We start from the raw sequence: 19,817 nt of genomic DNA on the forward strand, positions 1-19,817 counted from the left end.
AACTTATTCACAATACACTTAAATTACTAATATTTTTAGCAATTTTGTTTTTGTGAATCAAAACTCCGTAAATAAAAAAACCGAACCACGGGTACTGTTTGTTGATATGAACAGCTTTTTTGCCCGTTGCGAGCAGCAGGTAAATTTCTGGCTGCGTGGCCGGCCTTGCGGGGTTTGTGTGTACACTGGTAAGTTTGGCTGCGTAATTTCATTATCTACCGAAGCCAAAGAACGTGGCTTAAAGGCGGGCATGCGCCTGAATGATGTAATAGAGCAATGCCCCGATTTTATCCCGATTGAAAGTAACCCGGAACGCTACCGCGAATACCATAAAAGGATAATCAATGTAATTAAGCAGTATTGTAATGATGTGGTGCCTAAAAGTATTGACGAAGCGATCATTAACCTGACCAATTATCCTTATGCCGATCCCTTTACGGTGGCCAAAAACATACAGCGCGATATTTTACAAAAGGTGGGCGACTGGCTTACCTGCTCTATCGGTATGGCGCCTAATGCCTTTTTGGCCAAACTGGGTTCGGTTTATGGTAAAAAGCGAGGCGGATTAATTATGATCACCGAGCAGAACATTGATGATATATTGAAGACACTGCGGCTTGGCGATCTGCCGGGAATTGGGTCGAACATGTCGTACCGGCTGGAACGCAATGGCATTACTACCCCGCTGGAAATGCGGTATGCTACTCCGCAAAAACTGAAAGCTGTATTTAAGAGTATAGAGGGCGTTTACTGGCATTACCGGCTCAACTTTATTGAAACCAATATTGTAGCGCACGATTACCGCGGTATGCAGGCCATGCGGCAGATCTCGGCCGAAAAGCGCAAGAATATTGACTATATAGATCAACTATTCATGACGCTGTGCCTCACCCTCGAAAAGCGGATGGTACACCATAAGTTCTACTGTAAATCAATAGGTTTTACTGCCCGGTACGAGGATAATACCCGCTGGGACGATGCCTTTACCATCAGCACCCCGGTGCAGGATGCCGTAAGCCTGATGCGCATGATCCGTATCCGCATTGATAAATTTGAAGAAGCCACGGGTTCGGCTCCCGTTATGAATACCCAAATTACCCAAATGCGGGTGGCCGTAACCAACTTTATTGGCAATGGCGATAAAATGTACAGTCTGTTTGAAGACATGGACCGCCAGGAAACCGCCCTTAAAGCCATGCATGCCATAAAAGGTAAGTTCGGCAGCGAAAAACTGGTACGTGCCGTTGAACTAACCGATGGCAAGGTGATAAAAGATGTTATTGGCTTTGGTTCGGTAAAAGACCTGACGGATCAGGATTATATGATTACTGATAAACAGTAACGTGTTAAACAAACTGCCTTAAAGCATCGCGTGTTTGACCTACATAACTACCGCCGAATATATTTACGTGTACCAGCAACGGGTATAAATTCCAAAGGTCAATGCGTTGTTGCCAGTTTTTGGCCAGCGGATAGGCTTCGTTATAACTAATATAAAACTCGTTGGCAAAACCACCGAATAAGGTGGTCATGGCCATATCGAATTCGCGGTGACCGTAGCTTACGGCCGGGTCAATCAGGTAGGGTTTATTATTGGCACCCATAATGTAATTGCCTCCCCAAAGATCACCGTGGATAAGTGCGGGCGGTTCTTCATCGAACAGTTCTGGCAGGTGTTTATATAGCGTGTCGAAGTGTTTAACATCTGTTTGATCGAGCATCTGTAAATCAACTCCGAGTTTTACCATAGGTATCAATCGCTTATTAATAAAGAAATCGCCCCAGGTGTTGTGTTGTTTATTCGATTGATTTAGCGAACCCATGTAATTATCATGATCGAGCCCGAATGTGAGCGAGCTGAGCCTGTGCATGGCAGCCAGTTCTGTCCCCAATAATTGTGACGTTTTCTTGTCCGGTCGTTTGGTATCTATCCATTCCAGTAGCAAAAAGTATTCGCTATCGGTTTCATCCTGCAAAACAACTTCGGGGGTAGCAATAGTTTGGGTATCTGCTATCAGGTGCAATCCTCTTGCCTCTGCCTCAAACATTCCTTTAAAGCGGGGCTTACTGTTCGTTTTTACAAAGTATCTTCCTTTATCGGTAAGCAGGCTGTAGGTGCTGTTTATACTGCCGCCACCTATTGGCTCAAACCCCTTAAATTTCAAGGCGAGCCGCTCTTCTACTATTTTTACTAAAGCACGTGATATTGGCATCGTTTATAAATATTAACCTTTAAATATCATCAGATATTATTATCGGCAATCAACTAAAAATACTTTAAAAAACAGCATACCGAAATATCCGGTTAAAAAGTTATTTTTGCGATTCTGTATGGAGCACATTCGTAACTTTTGTATTATAGCACACATTGACCACGGTAAGAGTACACTTGCTGATAGGTTGCTTGAATATACTAACACTATTACCCAACGCGAGTCGCAGGCACAATTGCTTGACGATATGGATCTTGAACGCGAACGCGGTATTACCATTAAAAGCCACGCCATTCAAATGGATTACGTGCTTAATGGTCAAAAATATGTACTGAACCTTATTGACACCCCAGGCCACGTGGATTTCTCGTACGAGGTTTCGCGCTCAATTGCAGCCTGCGAAGGCGCGCTGCTGATTGTTGATGCCGCCCAAGGTATACAGGCGCAAACAATATCAAACCTTTACCTGGCGCTTGAAAACGACCTAGAGATCATCCCGATATTAAACAAAATGGACCTGCCCGGCGCTATGCCCGAGGAAGTTAAAGACCAGATTGTTGAACTGATAGGTTGCAAACGCGAGGAGATCATCGCCGCGTCGGGTAAAACCGGTATGGGTGTGCATGATATACTGGAGGCTATTGTTGCCCGTGTGCCTGCCCCGGTAGGCGATCCGACCGCGCCATTGCAGGCATTGATCTTCGACTCTGTTTTCAACTCGTTCCGTGGTATTATCGCTTACTTTAAAGTAATAAACGGCGAAATACGCAAAGGCGAAAAAGTAAAGTTTGTGGCTACCGAAAAGCAATACCTTGCTGATGAAGTAGGCACGTTGAAGCTACGTCCGTTTGCTAAAGACGTTATAAAAACCGGTGATGTAGGTTACATCATTTCGGGTATAAAAGAATCAAAAGAGGTAAAGGTGGGTGACACCATTACTCACGTTGACCGCCCTTGTGCCGAAGGTATACAAGGTTTTGAGGAAGTAAAACCGATGGTATTCGCGGGTATTTACCCAGTTGATACCGAGGATTACGAAGAACTGCGCGAATCAATGGCCAAACTGCAACTGAACGATGCATCACTGGTTTTTGAGCCGGAATCATCTGCTGCGTTAGGCTTCGGTTTCCGTTGCGGTTTCCTGGGTATGCTGCACATGGAGATCATCCAGGAGCGTTTAGAGCGTGAGTTTGATATGACGGTGATCACTACCGTACCCAACGTATCGTACATAGCCTACACAACCAAGGGTGAAAGCATGATCGTTAATAACCCATCGGACCTACCAGACCCAAGTAAGATTGATTTTGTTGAGGAACCATATATTAAGGCTACCATCATCACCAAATCCGACTTTGTTGGCCCGGTAATGTCCTTATGTATTCAAAAACGTGGTACCATCACCAATCAGTCGTATTTAACGTCTGACCGTGTGGAACTTACCTTTGAGTTGCCAATGGGCGAAATTGTATTCGACTTTTACGATAAATTGAAAACCATATCAAAAGGTTACGCGTCGTTTGATTATCACCAGATAGGTTACCGCCAGTCGGATCTGGTACGTTTGGATATCAAACTAAATTCGGAACCGGTAGACGCATTGTCGTCGTTGATCTTCCGTGGCAACTCTTACGATTTTGGTAAAAAGATCTGCGAAAAACTGAAAGAGCTATTGCCCCGTCAGCAATTCGAGATCATTATACAGGCATCTATCGGTGCCAAGATCATCGCCCGCGAAACCGTAAAAGCCTTACGTAAAGACGTTACCGCCAAATGTTATGGTGGTGATATATCGCGTAAGCGTAAACTGTTAGAGAAACAGAAAAAAGGTAAAAAACGCATGCGCCAGGTAGGTAACGTAGAGATACCTCAATCGGCATTTATGGCGGTATTAAAACTGGATTAACCCTTGATGGCTCCCCTTTCGGGGAGCTAATTAAAGGGCCTATATATTTGGTACATATAACATGAAGTTATCTCCGGGTAAACCTAAAATTGCATTAGCCGTAAGGGCTGCTAAATTATTCTGTACTGCTCTTATCATCCTGCTGTCGGCATGCAAAAGCAGTACCCCAATAGCTACCGTTTTAAAAACGGATTACTACATGGTGGCTGTTGACGATACCAAAATGTTCAGGCAGAGCAAGGATACGCTGTTGCTTTACAAGGTTTCACCAGATTATAAAACCAACTTTAAGCAGTCGCCGGGGCATTATAAAATATTAAATACCGAGCAACGGAACAGCTACGCTATTCTAAAACTCGAAGCGCTGGATTCTATCCCTCTTACTACAGATCCGCACCCGGCCAAAAGGTATTCGGTTTTGATATTTAAAGATATTAACGATAAAACAGCCGGTCAGCTATGGTTACCAAAAGGGATCAGCAAAGAGCAACTGGATAATATCAAGGTTCCGGATGACCTGTCGAACAAATTCTTCGGCACTTTGGTTACCAATGAGCAACTTGCCGCGCTGGCTAAACTAAAGCCGGTACAAACCCGCAAAGATGCCGAAGCAATCATCGATCCGCTAAAGAAAAACAAATACAAAACACTGATAGACCAATACGAGGCCACTAAATTGAACGACATGTATGGCGCGGCTGTACGTGCCGAGTTGACTTACAGGGCCAGTGTGGATAATGGCTTCAACCCTATCGGCGCGAGCCACAAAATAGATTCTTTACTTAAAGCGTTTTAAAAGCATGCAGTTACTCGACGGAAAATACGTATCAGAAAAGTTGAAGGTTGAAATAGCCGAAGAAGCAGCGAAAATATTAGAAAGAACCGGCCGCAAGCCACACCTGGTGGCTGTACTGGTTGGGCACGATGGCGGCAGCGAAACCTACGTGGCCAGCAAAATGAAAAATTGCGAAAAGGTAGGTTTTAAATCGACCCTGGTGCGTTATGAAGATGATGTAACCGAGGAAGACCTGCTGGTAAAAGTAGCCGAACTAAATGCAGACGAGGATATCGACGGTATTATTGTTCAACTACCGCTCCCTAAACATATCGACCCTGAAAAAGTAACCGAAAAGATAGATCACCGCAAGGATGTGGATGGCTTTCACCCGGTTAACCTGGGCCGTATGCAACGCAACCTGCCATCTTTTATACCGGCTACCCCTTATGGCATCACCCTTATGCTGAAGGAATACGGTATTGAAACCGCAGGCAAGCATTGCGTAGTAGTTGGCCGCAGTAATATAGTAGGTTCGCCGATGAGCATTTTAATGGCGCGCAACACCCAACCTGGTAACTGCACCGTAACTATTTGCCACAGCCGTACACCCGATATTAAAAAGTTTACGCTTGATGCCGATATACTAATTGTAGCCATTGGTAAAAAGAACTTTATTACTGCCGATATGGTGAAAGAAGGTGTTGTAATTGTTGACGTAGGCATGAACCGCGAAACATCAGCCACTACCAAATCGGGCTATAAATTATATGGCGACGTTGATTTTGATAACGTAGCCCCTAAAGCGTCGTGGATTACCCCGGTACCGGGCGGTGTTGGCTTAATGACCATTGTTGGCTTATTGAAAAACACTTTAGCGTCGGCTAACAAAGAAGTATATCAATAAAATATTCGTGCGGGGCTATATCGATGAAAGAGATAATTTTAAACGATCATTTAGCCAAGATTTTACGTCATCATGGTATCAATGTAAATCATGATGACGATTTTATTTATACCGATCTTAACATCAAATTACGGGCAAAGAGTTTTTATCAACCAATTGGAAATTATATCAGCTCACAATTGGATGTTAATGTTGTGACCACTGCCGGTGAAACAATTACCGAATCGCTTGGAGATATAGGCGTTGATTTGGAATCGGCTATTAACAAAAACTTCGACAATTTCGGGTCAGGTAGTCTGCATGTTTTATTGGCTGCTTTCGGTTGCAAAATCCCGGAAGTCCTCTATTATGCTGGCGTTGAGGATTGGAATATTAACGGAACGATATGGAAAGCTTATGTTGGACTGTTAACGCCTAAAATGATGGGCGAAAATACAACAGATGTAAATCCTGCAAATTCATTTTTTGCCGCCTTTGAAGCAGCTGTTAAATCTCAATCACTTAATAAGAACCTGCATTGGTTCAGAGGTTTTTACACCCAGCAGAAAGATCAGATATCAAGTACGGAATTTTTAATGGATAACCATTCCGTAGATAATGCAGGTTTGATATTCGCATCAGTTCCGATAATACCCGGAGTTGAATTTTACAGTTGCAGAAACTTTATGATATTGAGGCGGCAAGAACGTTAATCGTCATAATCCATTTCTTCTCTTTTAAACAAGCTCTTTATCTTCCCCCAAAAAGAGTTTATACCCACATACACTTCATTATTCTTTATTTTTACGGGAAAGGTATTCACGTAATCGTTTTGGCCGGTGCTGCCTCTGCCAGTTTCCAAATCGTATGAGAAACGATGTATGGGGCATACCAGCTTGCCTTCTTTACACCAGCCGCGGCTCAGGTCTTCACCGGCATGCGGGCAGCGGGCACTTAACGCAAATATTTCGCCCTCATATCCTACCAGGCAAATATTCTTGCCATCCGGTTTTATTTTTTTAATAAAGGGTTGTCCGTTAGGCTCTACATCAGGTACACGGTACCACTTCATAATCAGCTTAAAAATCTATTTGCAGGTTCATTACCGCCGGGTTTCTGATCACCTCGTCCATATCGGTTTCAAGGGTAACACGTTTACGGTCGGCAGAAAGTACGGCTTTGGGGTTATTAACACGTTTAACAGGCTTGGCGAAGTTGAGCACCAGCTTGTAAGGCATATCAATCAGCATGGCCTTAGCCATTACCAGGGTTGATTGTGTGCGTTTCAAAAATGCGTTAAACTTTATCTTATCAATGATGCGCGAAAACCGGCTTGGCGTAATTTCATAGGTATAGTAATCCTGCCCGGTGATCAGTTGCTGTGCATCGTTGGTTTTAGTTTGGCCGGTATTTTTGGTAATAGCCGCCAGTTGACTGTTCATGGATATTTTTGAAATGTTCTTGAGGTAATATTCCAGGTCGGCTGTGTTTTTGGCCACATGGTTAACGCTCACCCTCATCAAATTCTTTTTCAGGTCCATTTTAACCGAAAGATCGCTGGTTTTAGCCAGCTTAACCTCGCTGCTATCCATTGTTTGCTGAATGCTATCGGGCATGGCACTGTAAAAATTTAGCGTGGTATCTTTTTTGGCGGCAAAATCGGGAGTGGCCTTTATCGAATCGGTCATGAGGTTCATTAAAACCGAAACAGCCCGGCTCATGTCAAATCCGTAAACTACATTGCATGAGCCATCTACCTTAAAATCATAACGTTCTTCCACATCTACACATGATGTAAACGTAAGCAGAAGAAAAACTATGACAGGCAGATAAAATTTCTTCATTAAAGTAAATTTTAAGTAATAATAGCGAATATACTTTACAAATAGAAGGCCCAAATAAATCTGCATTAATTGAATGCGTATATTTGCAAAATATTATGGCACACCAAATTCCGGATGACGGCACGCTGCTTCCTTTAATGGAAGAATTTTATACGATACAGGGCGAAGGATACAATACAGGCAAAGCAGCATACTTTATACGTTTAGGCGGATGCGATGTGGGCTGCCACTGGTGCGATGTTAAAGAAAGCTGGGATGCCGAACTGCACGCCCTTACCGCTGCCGATACCATTGTTGACCATGCCATTGTACACCCGGCTAAAAACGTGGTGGTAACAGGCGGCGAGCCGTTAATATACAATCTTGATTATCTTACTACGCAACTGCAGCAACGCGGTATCAAAACTTTTATCGAAACATCGGGCGCTTATCCGTTATCGGGTAACTGGGACTGGATATGCCTTTCACCAAAGAAATTCAAGGCCCCTACCCTTAACGTCGCTGCCGCTGCACACGAATTAAAGGTGATCGTATTCAATAAATCAGACTTTGAATTTGCCGAGCAGAACGCCAAACTGGTTGGGCCCGATTGTAAGCTTTTCCTGCAACCCGAATGGTCAAAAGCCAAAGAAATGACCCCATTGATTGTTGATTACGTGATGAATAACCCACAATGGGAAATATCTTTACAAACACATAAATATTTGAATATTCCGTAGGTTTTGTAACTTACGGTGAAATTACCGTAATAAACCTAATTATGCGTACTGCTTTACTTTTAGTTTTTATGCTAATGGTGTGCCTCAATAGCAGCGCGCAGAACGGACGGTATAGCACAACCGATAAACAGGCCCTCAAATATTTCACTGCCGCCAGCCAGGATCTCGACAAATCATTGTATGATGAAGCCATGGCCAAGCTAACCAAGGCCATTGAAGAAGATCCGAAATTTATTGAGGCGCATTTTCAACTGGCAGATATATCAAGGCAGCGTCGCCTTTACAAACAGGCTGTTGAACATTACCGGCAGGTAGTAGCCATTAACCCCGAATTTACACGGTTTGTGTACCTTAAACTTGGCGAAGTTGAAATAGGCGACGGCCAGTATGCTCAGGCACAACAGCACCTCGAAAAGTATTTAGCTTATCCGAATAATACACCACAAAATATTGCCTATTCGCAAAAGCTGATAATTGATTGCAAGTTTGGCATACAAGCTTTGCAGCACCCGGTTAAATTCGATCCGCAGAATATTGGGCCGGAAATAAATACGGCGGATGACGAGTATCTTCCGGTTGCTACCGCTGATGAAAGCACGCTGATATTTACCCGTAAGATCAACAACAACGAAGATTTTTACAAGAGCGTTAAACCTGACAATAAATGGCAAACGGCCACTTATTTAAGTAACCAGATCAACACGCCTACTTATAACGAGGGAGCGCAATCTATTTCGCAGGATGGGCGGTACCTGTTCTTTACAGGCTGCAACCGCCCCGAAGGATTAGGACGTTGCGATATTTACATTGCGCAAAAACGTGGTGACGACTGGGGGAAACCTATCGGGCTTAATCCGCCTGTAAATACGGCCGCTTGGGAGTCGCAGCCTTCTATCAGTGCCGATGGTCGTACTTTATATTTTGTGAGCAACAAGGCCGGTGGTTTGGGCGGATACGATATATGGAAGACCGTACTAACAGATAACGGCTGGGCCGAACCGGAAAACCTCGGCCCAAACATTAATACGCCTTATGATGAGCAATCGCCGTTTATTCACCCTGATGATAATACCCTCTATTTTTGCTCGAACGGATGGCCGGGCATGGGCAATAAAGATCTTTTTATAAGCCGCTTGGGCAAGGATGAAAAATGGCAGAAGCCCGAGAACCTGGGTTATCCTATTAATTCTGGCGGAGATGAAAACGGGCTTACACTTACCGCTAATGGAAGGTATGCCTTCTTTTCATCAAACAAGCTGAAAGGTCTGGGTGGCTTCGATATTTACACCTTCGAGATGCCGCAAAACATCAGGCCTAAGCTGGTAACTTACGTAAAAGGTATAGTTAGAGATGCCCTAAGCAACGAGCCTTTAGAAGCCGACATTGAGATTGTCGATCTTGAACGCAACAAGGCGGCCTATGAAGATTCGAGTTCGCCCGAGAAGGGTGATTTTTTGGCCACGCTGACTTCCGGTAAAAACTATGGTATCAATATATCGAAGAAGGGCTACCTGTTCTACTCCGAAAACTTTTCGCTGTTGGGTCGCGAACCTAAAGAGCCGTTCATCATCAATGTATCGTTATCGCCTATCGATATAGGTAAAAAAGTGGTACTAAAAAACATCTTTTTCGACACCAATAAATTCGACCTGAAACCCGAATCAAAAACTGAGCTGCAAAAGCTGATCCAGTTTTTGGGCGATAACCCGAACGTGAACATCGAAATATCTGGGCATACTGATAACGTGGGTAACGATCAGCAAAACCAAACACTATCAGAAAATCGTGCCAAGGCGGTCTACCAATACCTTATCGGCCACAAGCTCGAAACCTTCCGCCTGGTATTCAAAGGCTACGGCAAAAGCCAACCCATAGCCGATAACGCCACCGAACAAGGCCGCAAACTTAACCGGAGAACGGAGTTTAAAATTATATCTAAATAATCGGGGGAATGGTTTGTAATAGTACGGGAGTTTGGTGGTAATTGGAAGGCGTAGTTTCATTATAATTCAAATCAAAGCGAAACGAACAGAGGTTTAGTCCTCCCAACAAAAAAGGTTACAAAGAGCAAACTCCCTGTAACCTCCACATATCTTCGTGAAAAACTCTGCTAACTCCGCTGTTAAATAAAATCTGATTAAAATGGTGCCTCATCATCCATATCATCCATACGCGATGGGCGGATAATGAAGTTGCTTGGGTTAGGGTTTTCAAAGCCCTGGCCCGGTGCAAGACCAGCAAAGGCGTTGTTGCCGGCGCTGAAATCGTCCATTTGCTCAAGGTCGGTAAACTTAACGTATTTACCCACGAATTTGAGCCTTACACGGCCGGTTTCACCATTACGGTGTTTGGCTATAATTACCTCACCCACGCCTTGTGTAGGGTTGTTATCTTCATCCACTTCCAAGCCGTAGTATTCGGGGCGGTAAAGGAACAATACCATATCCGCATCCTGCTCAATTGATCCCGATTCACGTAAATCCGATAGCATCGGCCTTTTGGCACCACCCGGGCGACTCTCCACCGCACGACTTAACTGCGACAGCGCGATCACTGGTACGTTCAGCTCTTTAGCTACCGATTTTAAAGCACGCGATATACTACCAATTTCCTGTTCTCGGTTACCGCCTTTACCATCGCTCTTACCATGCATCAGCTGCAAGTAGTCAATGATGATCAGCTGGATATCGTGTTGCGATTTTAGCCTACGGCATTTAGCACGGAACTCGAATATATTAAGCGCGGGGGTATCGTCAATAATTAACGGCGCTTGTTCCAGGCGACCGATTTTGGTGTGGATCTGTTGCCATTCCCACTCTTCAAGGTTACCCTTACGGATCTTTTCCTGTTCAATTTGCGCCTCACCGGATATCAAACGATTAACCAACTGAACCGACGACATCTCCAGCGAGAACACCACTACTGGCTTAGCAAAATCAACCGCCGCGTTACGGGCGCAGGTAAGTACGAATGCCGTTTTACCCATCGCCGGACGAGCCGCGATAATTACCAGATCGGATTTTTGCCAGCCCGAGGTCATACGGTCAAGCTCGGTAAAGCCGGATGCCACACCTGTTAAACCGTCTTTTTTATCTTTCAGCGATTCGATGTCGCGTAGAGCCTCGGTCATCAGGTCGTCCATCTTACGCGAATCGCGGCGAAGGTTGTTCTGTGCTATATCGAAAAGGTTTTTCTCGGCTTTATCCAAAAGGTCGAATACATCGGTAGTATCTTCATACGCGTTGCTGATCACCTCTGTTGATATGCGGATCAGCTCGCGCTGGATGAACTTTTGGATAATGATACGCGCGTGGTATTCAATGTTAGCTGCCGAGGCTACACGGTTGGTAAGCTCGGTAATATAATATGCGCCACCAACCATCTCCAGGTCGCCTTGCGAGCGTAACTGGGCGGTTACGGTAAGTATATCCACCGGGGATGTTTTTTCAAACAGCAGGCGTATGGCGTTGAATATCTTTTTATGATTTTCTTTATAAAATACATCGGGCTGCAAAATGTCTATCACCGTTGATAGCGCGTCTTTTTCAAGCATTAAGGCACCCAATACAGCTTCTTCAAGGTCAATAGCTTGTGGCGGAAGTTTCCCTGCCCCGCTGTACTGACTGATGGTAGGAAACCGGTTTCGTCGTTCGTTAGTGTTCGGCTTGTTCTGCTGGTTATCGTTCTCGAAAATCATAGCCACAAAAATATACAAAAAATTTTCGTATTCGCTAACATCCTGTTCAAACAGTTAAAAATAAACGTTGATTATATAAGGCTTAACGCTTTAAGAAATCAACACGTTTTCCACACGAGTTGTTAATAACGGCCTTAAGATGCTGTAAATCATACTATGTTGATAAAAGTAAGCCGGTGTTAATTACTTCAAAAAAACCGAAATGGCACTTGAGTTCAATAACTGCTTAATCAATAAATATAGCTACTTTTGTCAGTTCAAACAGATGTTATATGGCTTTTAATTCCAGACCTCAACGCGGCGAGAGTAACCAGATTATCTTTGGTATCCGCGCGGTGATAGAGGCGATCCGCTCAGACAAAGAAATAGAATCACTTTATATTCAGCGCGGCCTGGGCGGCGCTTTGCTAAGCGAGTTAAAAGGACTGCTGGGCGAGTACAATATTACCGCGCAGCAAGTACCGGTAGAAAAGCTGAACCGCCTCACCATGAAAAATCACCAGGGTGTGGTGGCATTTATTTCGCCCATTGTATACCAAAAAATAGAGAACATCATCCCCGAAATATTTGAAAAAGGCGAAGTGCCGCTAATATTAGTATTGGATAGCATAACCGACGTACGCAACATGGGCGCGATTGCCCGTACGGCCGAATGTACAGGCGTACATGCCATTGTAGTGCCCGCGAAGGGCTCGGCGCAGATCAATCCGGACGCTATTAAAACCTCGGCAGGTGCATTATACAAAATTCCTGTTTGCAGGCACGATAACTTTATGCAAACGGTGAAGTTTCTGCAAGAATCGGGCTTGCAACTGGTTTGCTGTACCGAAAAAACAAACGACTACATCTACAAACCCGACTATACCGCCCCAACAGCCATCATCATGGGCTCAGAAGAAGACGGTATCCGTAACGACATTATCCGCATAGCCGATCACCTGGCCAAAATACCCATGTTCGGCGAAATAGAATCACTCAACGTATCGGTATCAACAGGTGTGATATTGTATGAAGCGGTGAGGCAGCGAAATTACCCCCCGGCCCCCTGAAGGGGGAGTGAAAGAATCAAGAGTAAAGATTCAGGAATCAGGGAGAAATTATTAAGAAAGCCGATCAGTTTGTCACTGATCGGCTTTCTTTTGTCTTGTATCCTTAATCTTTACTCTTGCTTCTCAAAAGCTCCCCCTTCAGGGGGCCGGGGGGTTAAATATACTTCGTGCCGAAATTCTGTTTAACATCGGCTACTACTTGTTTTACATTCTGCTCCTGGTCGCGGGGGCAAATGAGGAGGGTGTTGTTTGATTCTACCACGATAAAATCGTGCAGACCCTGTAAAATTACCAGCTTGTCTTCGGGTACATTTACCATACAGTTTGATGAATCGTACATGATCACTTTTTCCGACGGAATAACGGCGTTCCCCACGTAATCTTTTTCGGTAAGATCGTAAATAGAGGCCCAGGTACCCAGGTCAGACCATCCGAATTCCGATGGTAGCACGTATACATTTTCTGCCTTTTCCATAATGCCGTAATCTATCGAGATATTGGTGCATTGCTGGTAGGCTTTGTGTATGTGGCTCTTTTCATTTTCGGTATTGTAAACGGCACGGGCATCGGCGAAGATCTCGTGCATATCGGGCAGGTAATTGCTGAACGCGTTTACGATGTTACTTGCCGACCATACAAATATTCCGGCGTTCCACAAAAAATCGCCGCTTTGTATAAAAGTGCGCGCCAGTTCAATATTGGGTTTTTCGGTAAATGTTTTTACTTTATGAAATTCCTCTTTAATGGTTTGATCGGTATACTGAATATAACCATAACCGGTATCAGGTCTCGATGGCTTAATACCAAGGGTGATGAGGCACTTATTTTCGGTGGCTGTTTGTAGCGATTTTTCAATGGCGGTGATGAAAGCCGCTTCATCCAGTATCAGGTGATCTGATGGTGCTACCACAATAGCGGCATCGGGGTTTTGGCTTTCAATTTTGAAACAACCGTAGGCCACACAAGGGGCGGTATTACGCATAACCGGCTCGGTAAGTATTTGGTTGTCGGCCATGTCGGGCAGTTGCGCTTTTACCAGTTGGGTATAGTTCTCGTTGGTTACTACAAAAATATTTTCTTTCGGACAGATCTTTAAAAAGCGATCGTAAGTGTTTTGAATGAGGGTTTTACCGGTGCCCAGTATATCGATAAATTGTTTAGGATGCGACGTACGGCTGATAGGCCAAAAGCGGCTTCCTATACCACCTGCCATAATAATGGCGTAATAATTTTTATTCATGAAAAAGTAGAAATATTTTAAAACTGGTATGCTCCGGCAAAGGTGTGCATTAATTTGTAAAATACACATTAAATCGCCCCGGCAATGGTACCGCAATTTATAATGTTTAAATCAATAAATTGTTTTTCATTATTTAATCATTTTTGTATAAAATTTTAATGTAAACATATCGTTTATTTAAAAAAAAATGTTACTTTGAACTTTTAATTTTCAAGCACACACACTAAGTAATGATAGAGACTAAAAAGTCGCTTTTTGATAATCTCCAAAATTTTTTCGGTTTTGATAATTTTAAGGGGGAACAAGAATCGATTATAACAAATATTCTTGCCGGTAATGATACCTTTGTTATCATGCCAACAGGCGGGGGTAAATCCATGTGTTATCAACTGCCTGCGCTGATGAGCGAAGGTACCGCCATTGTAATTTCTCCTCTTATTGCTTTGATGAAAAACCAGGTTGACCAGTTAAGGGCATTCGGCGGATCTGACAGCATAGCACACTTCTTAAATTCATCGCTAACAAAATCTGAAGCCGCAAGGGTAAAAGAGGATGTTTTAAGCGGAAAAACTAAATTGCTTTACGTAGCGCCCGAGTCGCTTACGAAGCAGGAAAATGTTGACTTTTTACGTCTTAACCAGGTGTCGTTTGTGGCGGTGGATGAGGCGCACTGTATATCAGAGTGGGGGCACGATTTTCGCCCCGAATACCGTAAAATACGCCAGGTGATCAGCAATATCGGCGAAAATATCCCGATCATAGCGCTTACCGCAACTGCTACCCCGAAAGTGCAGCACGATATTCAAAAGAACTTACAAATGAACAACGCAACGGTGTACAAATCATCGTTCAACCGTTCAAACCTGTTTTACGAGGTGCGTGCAAAACGTACCGTAATTAAAGAAATTGTAAAGTTTGTAAAACAAAACCAGGGTAAATCGGGCATTATTTATTGCCTTAGCCGCAAAAAGGTTGAGGAAGTGGCCGAAGCGCTTAACCTCAACGGTGTACGTGCTTTACCTTACCATGCCGGTTTAGACCCTAAAGTACGTGCCGATACGCAGGACAAGTTCCTGATGGAAGATGTGGAAGTAATTGTTGCTACCATAGCTTTCGGTATGGGGATCGATAAACCCGATGTTCGTTACGTAATACACCACGATGTGCCTAAAAGCATGGAGGGTTATTACCAGGAAACAGGCCGTGCCGGTCGTGATGGCGGCGAGGGTGTTTGTGTGGCTTTCTATTCGCAAAAGGATATTGATAAGCTGCAAAAGTTTATGAAAGATAAACCGGTTTCCGAACGTGAAATTGGTACCCAGATACTAAAAGAAGTTATTGATTACGCCGAATCATCGGTATGCCGCCGTAAGCAGATATTGCATTACTTTGGCGAAAACTTTGAAGAGGCTACCTGTGCATGCATGTGCGATAATTGCAGCGCGCCAAGAACTTACTTCGACGGCGAATCGCATCTACATAAGGCTTTAAGCCTGATCAAGCAGATAGGCGAAAAGTTTGACGACCGTTACATTATCGATATTCTTATCGGTGCCGATAATCCGCAGGTGCGTAATTACGAGCACGATACGCTGCCTTACTTTGCATCGGGCAAAGAAGATGGTGAAAACCTTTGGAACTCGCTGTTAAGACAAGCATTACTGGATAATTTCTTGTCGAAAGATATTGACCAATACGGACTGTTACGCCTTACCGAAAAAGGTAACGATTTTATTGAGAACCCTTACAGCATCCGCTTCATCCTGAACAGGATAATTGAGGCTGCCGACGATGATGACAGCGAAGATGGCCCTAAACAAGGCGGCGGCGCTTTAGATGCGCAGTTACTGCAAATGCTGAAAGATCTGCGTAAAAAGATAGCCAAGCAAAAAGGTCTTCCTCCGTTCGTAATCTTCCAGGATCCATCGTTGGAAGAGATGTGCACGCATTACCCGGTATCAACCGACGAGCTGAAACAAATCTCTGGCGTAGGCGCGGGTAAAGCCTCGAAATTCGGCGCGCCGTTTATCGAGCTGATTAAGAAATACGTAGAGGATAACGATATTGACCGCCCTATTGATATGGTGATCAAAAGTGCCGCTAACAAATCGGCCCTTAAGGTATACATTATCCAAAATATCGACAGGCATTTAAACCTGGATGATATTGCCGCTTCAAAAGGCTTATCGTACGAAGAGATACTACGCGAGGTTGAATCGATAGTAAACTCGGGTACCAAACTTAACCTTAATTATTTTATTGACGAGGTAATTGATGAGGATAAGCAGGACGAAGTATTCGATTACTTTAAAACCGCCGATAACGACTCGATAGACCAGGCTTTAATTGATTTGGGCGCTGATGATTACACCCGCGAAGAAGTACAGTTAATGCGCATCAAATTCATGTCTGAATTGGGTAATTAATCCCATATCAATATATAATATTAAGCGGCCGGTAAATTTTTTACCGGCCGCTTTTATTTAACAATTTTTAGCATTTACATAGCGTTTAATATTGTATAATTGCTGTCAGTGTTACATTTAAACACTTGCAATTTCTTATCACAAAAGCCTGGATGAAAAAACTTATACTATTGATGCTGCTTACCACCAGTGTATCAATATGCCTTGCACAAAACCGCGTAACCATAAAAGGTAAAATTGTAGATTCGGTAGAGAAAACCCCACTCGAATTTGCAACCGTAGCCGTTTTAAACGTTAGCGATTCCTCACTTATATCATACACCCTTACTAAAAAAACAGGCGAGTTTGAACTGCATAATTTGCCTTTACAGCGCGAAATAAAGCTGTTGGTATCCTTTGTATCCTACAAAAGCTATCGTAAAATATTCAATTTTAAGGAGGGCGGTACTAACGATCTGGGGGATATAGCGCTAAGTACCAAAATGATGGACGAGGTAACCATTAAGGGCGAACGCATACCTGTAATGATGAATAAGGATACCATCGAGTTTAATGCCGAGGCCTTTAAAACCCGGCCGAATGCGGTGGTGGAAGAACTGCTTAAAAAGTTGCCCGGTGTACAGGTAAACAAAGACGGCAGCATTACCGTTAACGGCAAAACGGTAAGTAAGCTGTTGATTGATGGTAAGGAGTTTTTTGGCAACGACCCTAAAGTGGCTACCCGCAACCTTGATGCCGAAGTAGTGGCCCAAATACAGGTGTACGATGACAGGCAGAACGATCCCGATCACCTGGTCAGTGAAACTAAGGTGCCTAAGATTATCAATATCAAACTGAAAAAGGCCATCAAGCGAAGCATATTCGGTAAAGTATTCGCCGGCGGCGGTACCCGCGACAGGTACGAAACCGGGGGCTTGTTCAATATGTTTCGGGATACTTTGCAATTGAGTGTTATCGGGCTAAGCAATAACCTGAACCGCACCGCCTTTTCAAATGAAGAACTGTACTCACAAGGCGGCTTTAACCGCAGCGGCGGCGACGCGTTGTATAACGGCTCCGTCAATACAGGCGGGCGAAACTGGGGTGGGGGTATCGAGAAGATCACTTCCGGCGGCTTCAACCTGAATACCGACTACGGCAAAAAGCTAAAGATGAACCTGCTCTACTTTATAACCGAGCGCAGCAGCGTTGGCGAAACTTCAAACTTCGGGCAGCAGTTCCTGAAAAACGATACCACCTTGCTGTCTTCGTCGCGCTATAGCAGTCGCGATAAAAACTATTCGCACAGTGTTAGCGGACTGGTGGAGTGGAATCCCGATACCTTGCGCAGCCTGCGTTATACGCCTAAATTTACCCTCAATTCGGGCAATAGTGTTTATGATTCTTTTGGCAGCACCGATCTCACTGTTCGGGATACCAGCATGCGCGAACGGGCAAACGAAAGCCGGGGTAATAATGTAAACAGCACGAATTCGAAGAGCTTTTCACAGGATTTTTACTTCAATAAAAGATCGCGTACTAATAAGGGTGGGTCGTTCACGATATCGCACAACCTGCAAATAAATCCAAGCAACGATAGGGGATATAATAATAACGATGTAATATCTTATTTGCCCACCACACCATCCGAATCGCAACGGCAATTGGCGGTCAACAACAGGAATGGTATAGCCGCCAGTATTAATTTGAGCTACCGCTATCCGATAACAAAGAAGTTGACGGTTGATATTGTAACCTGGGGAAACTATAACCGCAACAAGGAGCAACTGCTCAACTTCAAGCGTAATGACAGTACTGAGCGCTACGATATTTTGCTGCCCCTGCAAAGCAGCGACCTTACCCGCAAACAATGGAACGAAGGCGTTAAACCGGGCATAACCTATCAGCTTACCAAAAAGATATCGATAATTGCCGGACTTAATCACCAATGGCAGCAAATAGAGAACAATTTTAGTTACAGCAAGCTTAATCAGCGTTATTTTTTCCTGCTGCCAACTTTTAGGATAGAGGCGGGAAGTTTCTCTTTGAGTTACGATAAAGGGATCGAGCAGCCCTGGATCTCGGCTTTACAGCCGGTTACTATTGTGTATAGTCCATTGTATAGTTATACCGGTAACCCCGATTTGAAACCTACCACCAATACCAACGCGAGCTTAAGTTATTGGGCTTACAATAACGAAAAGCAGATTAGCTTTAATGCCTACCTCTCGTACTCCATGGCTAAAAATACTACTGTTAGCAAGCAAACCATAAAAAGTGATGGCGCGCAAACCAGTACTATGGTAAACCGCGATGGCAGGCCAAATATCAACGGTTATTTGAGTGTTGGTAAGCAATTTAAAAAGACTAAAGACTGGCAGGCCGGTGTTTCTACATCAGCCTACGCGTATTATGGCCAAAACCTCAACCTGCTGAACGATGTGGAAGGCTGGCAGAAGAACCTTACCATGGGTATCAGCGAAAACTTTAATGTGAACTGGAAGGATAAGGTAGAACTGAACGTTGGCGCGGGCTTTAGGGAGGCCGATACCAGGTACGATTATGACGATTTTAAAAAGGTATACACCCGTAACTTCAATCTGAACAACAGTCTGCTGGTGCGCTTCCCGAAAAAGATAATATGGGAAACCAAGCAGGATTATAATTACAGCTCGCAAATAACCGATGGTTTCCGCAAAGGAGTAAACGTGGTAAGTTCATCACTTGCCCTGCAAATGCTGGCAAAAGACCGCGGCGAAATTAAACTGACCGTATACGACGTATTCGACCAAAACATTAGCGTTTACCGCTACACCGGCACCAACTCCGTATACGATACCCAAAACAATACCCTCAAAAGGTATTTCATGCTAACGTATACTTATAAGTTTAATAAGTTGAGCACGAAATAGGTTGTAAGTTGTGTGTTGTAAGTTGTAGGGGATTGAGGTTTCAGGGGTGAAATCTGGCAGTTCCAGTAGCGGAGCATTATAGATGTATTATTAGCGGCAATCTCCCCTGTCGTCGCTTCGCTCGACTTCTCTCTCTGCTGCGCAAAGAGCGAGCTTTTCTGCTTCCTCCTC

15 protein-coding genes are annotated in these 19,817 nt (G+C 44.0%); 10 read left to right on the plus strand and 5 right to left on the minus strand.

All coding sequences use genetic code 11. The features are described from left to right. Positions 1-52: 52 nt before the first annotated feature. Positions 53-1,342, plus strand: a complete 1,290-nt coding sequence (locus tag ABD894_RS02970; protein ID WP_345209492.1) for a DNA polymerase Y family protein — start codon at positions 53-55, stop codon at positions 1,340-1,342. Positions 1,343-1,346: 4 nt separating this feature from the next. Here the strand turns inward: ABD894_RS02970 and ABD894_RS02975 are convergent, their stop codons facing one another. After that, entirely contained in the window at positions 1,347-2,213 is an 867-nt protein-coding gene (locus ABD894_RS02975; RefSeq protein WP_345209493.1) for a fructosamine kinase family protein, read from the minus strand. Between the two features lie 118 nt (positions 2,214-2,331). Between ABD894_RS02975 and lepA the strand changes: the two genes are divergently transcribed. The 4 genes from lepA (at position 2,332) to ABD894_RS02995 (ending at position 6,493) form a co-directional block, all read left to right on the plus strand. Continuing rightward, on the plus strand, positions 2,332-4,119 hold the full coding sequence (lepA, locus tag ABD894_RS02980; protein WP_345209494.1) for a translation elongation factor 4: 1,788 nt from the start codon (positions 2,332-2,334) through the stop codon (positions 4,117-4,119). Between the two features lie 61 nt (positions 4,120-4,180). Next, positions 4,181-4,915 carry a hypothetical protein gene (locus ABD894_RS02985; protein ID WP_345209495.1) on the plus strand — a complete coding sequence of 245 codons (735 nt, stop codon included), beginning with the start codon at positions 4,181-4,183 and terminating at the stop codon, positions 4,913-4,915. Positions 4,916-4,919: 4 nt separating this feature from the next. Next, on the plus strand, positions 4,920-5,801 hold the full coding sequence (locus ABD894_RS02990) for a bifunctional 5,10-methylenetetrahydrofolate dehydrogenase/5,10-methenyltetrahydrofolate cyclohydrolase (protein WP_345209496.1): 882 nt from the start codon (positions 4,920-4,922) through the stop codon (positions 5,799-5,801). Positions 5,802-5,824: 23 nt separating this feature from the next. Further along, positions 5,825-6,493 carry a DUF6348 family protein gene (locus ABD894_RS02995; RefSeq protein WP_345209497.1) on the plus strand — a complete coding sequence of 223 codons (669 nt, stop codon included), beginning with the start codon at positions 5,825-5,827 and terminating at the stop codon, positions 6,491-6,493. Here ABD894_RS02995 and ABD894_RS03000 read toward each other — a convergent pair. Next, on the minus strand, positions 6,490-6,852 hold the full coding sequence (locus ABD894_RS03000) for a Rieske (2Fe-2S) protein (RefSeq protein ID WP_345209498.1): 363 nt from the start codon (positions 6,850-6,852) through the stop codon (positions 6,490-6,492). The genes ABD894_RS02995 and ABD894_RS03000 overlap by 4 nt on opposite strands. 7 nt (positions 6,853-6,859) lie before the next feature. Then, positions 6,860-7,624: a hypothetical protein gene (locus tag ABD894_RS03005; RefSeq protein ID WP_345209499.1), complete on the minus strand. Its 765-nt coding sequence runs from the start codon at positions 7,622-7,624 to the stop codon at positions 6,860-6,862. Between the two features lie 95 nt (positions 7,625-7,719). Between ABD894_RS03005 and ABD894_RS03010 the strand changes: the two genes are divergently transcribed. Then, positions 7,720-8,343: a 7-carboxy-7-deazaguanine synthase QueE gene (locus ABD894_RS03010; RefSeq protein ID WP_345209500.1), complete on the plus strand. Its 624-nt coding sequence runs from the start codon at positions 7,720-7,722 to the stop codon at positions 8,341-8,343. 41 nt (positions 8,344-8,384) lie between these two features. Continuing rightward, positions 8,385-10,286 carry an OmpA family protein gene (locus ABD894_RS03015; RefSeq protein WP_345209501.1) on the plus strand — a complete coding sequence of 634 codons (1,902 nt, stop codon included), beginning with the start codon at positions 8,385-8,387 and terminating at the stop codon, positions 10,284-10,286. Between the two features lie 194 nt (positions 10,287-10,480). On the opposite strand, the gene dnaB is transcribed toward ABD894_RS03015, so the two are convergent. Beyond that, the gene (gene dnaB / locus ABD894_RS03020; RefSeq protein ID WP_345209592.1) at positions 10,481-12,040 is read right to left on the minus strand and encodes a replicative DNA helicase; all 1,560 of its coding nucleotides are present in this window, start codon (positions 12,038-12,040) and stop codon (positions 10,481-10,483) included. Between the two features lie 272 nt (positions 12,041-12,312). On the opposite strand from dnaB, the gene rlmB reads away from it, so the two are divergent. After that, positions 12,313-13,089, plus strand: a complete 777-nt coding sequence (rlmB, locus tag ABD894_RS03025) for a 23S rRNA (guanosine(2251)-2'-O)-methyltransferase RlmB (protein WP_345209502.1) — start codon at positions 12,313-12,315, stop codon at positions 13,087-13,089. Between the two features lie 154 nt (positions 13,090-13,243). Here rlmB and ABD894_RS03030 read toward each other — a convergent pair whose 3' ends face one another. Then, entirely contained in the window at positions 13,244-14,329 is a 1,086-nt protein-coding gene (locus tag ABD894_RS03030; RefSeq protein WP_345209503.1) for a mannose-1-phosphate guanylyltransferase, read from the minus strand. A gap of 233 nt (positions 14,330-14,562) precedes the next feature. On the opposite strand from ABD894_RS03030, the gene recQ reads away from it, so the two are divergent. Beyond that, complete coding sequence (gene recQ, locus ABD894_RS03035; RefSeq protein ID WP_345209593.1) at positions 14,563-16,755, plus strand: DNA helicase RecQ; 2,193 nt, start codon at positions 14,563-14,565, stop codon at positions 16,753-16,755. A 152-nt stretch (positions 16,756-16,907) separates the two neighbouring features. Further along, positions 16,908-19,646 carry an outer membrane beta-barrel protein gene (locus ABD894_RS03040; RefSeq protein WP_345209504.1) on the plus strand — a complete coding sequence of 913 codons (2,739 nt, stop codon included), beginning with the start codon at positions 16,908-16,910 and terminating at the stop codon, positions 19,644-19,646. Positions 19,647-19,817 lie beyond the last annotated feature (171 nt).

The sequence above is a fragment of the Mucilaginibacter gynuensis genome, assembly GCF_039541195.1.
GTDB lineage: Bacteria > Bacteroidota > Bacteroidia > Sphingobacteriales > Sphingobacteriaceae > Mucilaginibacter > Mucilaginibacter gynuensis.